This window comes from Janibacter hoylei PVAS-1 (assembly GCF_000297495.1).
GTDB classification, from domain to species: domain Bacteria; phylum Actinomycetota; class Actinomycetes; order Actinomycetales; family Dermatophilaceae; genus Janibacter; species Janibacter hoylei.
Map to the genome: position 1 here is coordinate 1 of NZ_ALWX01000117.1, position 729 is coordinate 729.

Annotated in this window: 2 protein-coding genes and 1 other annotated feature; both genes read left to right on the forward strand. The window is 69.1% G+C overall.

Annotated features, from left to right (window positions below):
- Positions 1 to 315: transposase (locus tag B277_RS15530; RefSeq protein WP_238539422.1), on the forward strand; the 315-nt coding region annotated here is incomplete at its 5' end.
- Positions 279 to 410 (forward strand) — a sequence feature (AL1L pseudoknot). (Overlaps the previous gene by 37 nt.)
- On the forward strand, positions 381 to 729 hold a 349-nt coding region (locus B277_RS17735; RefSeq protein WP_007930073.1), incomplete at its 3' end, for an IS3 family transposase. It overlaps the preceding feature by 30 nt.

The window sequence follows — 729 nt, forward strand, 5'->3', positions numbered from 1 at the left end:
CACCGAGGAAGTATCCCGATGAGGATTCGTCAGCGAGCTGTGAGGCTGGTGCGTGACCGTCTTGCGGCCGAGCCGGGGTTGCCGGTCTCTCGTGCCTGTCGGCTCGTGGGTGAGCAGCTGGGCATCAATGGCGACACGCTGCGTAACTGGGTCCAGCGCGACCGGATCGATACTGGCGACCTGGCGGGCGCGACCAGCGCGGACGCCGCGCGGTTGGCCGAGCTGGAGAAGGAGAACCGCGAGCTGCGGCGAGCGAACACGATCCTTCGTCAGGCGAGTGCGTATTTCGCGCAGGCGGAGCTCGACCGCCGCTGACGGACGTCGACGCGTTCATCGAGGAGCACCGCGATGAACACGGGGTCGAGCCGATCTGCACCACCTTGGCCGAGGCCGGGATCCAGATCGCCCCGAGTTCGTACTACGCCCGCAAGGCACGACCGCCCTCGGCCAGAGCGGTGCGTGAGGCGGTCATCGATGAGCGTCTGGTCGCGCTGCACGAGGAGAACATGGGCGTGTACGGGGCCCGGAAGATGTGGAAGGTCATCAACCGGGTCCACCCGCTCGACCCCGTGGCCCGGTGCACCGTGGAGCGTCGGATGCGCGCATTGGGCCTTGCTGGGGTGCCCAACGCCAGGTCGGCCCGCACGACGCGTCCCGCACCGCCTGGCGGTCACGAGCCACGCGACCGGCTCGAGCGTGACTTCACGGCTGGGGCCCCGGACCAGCGGT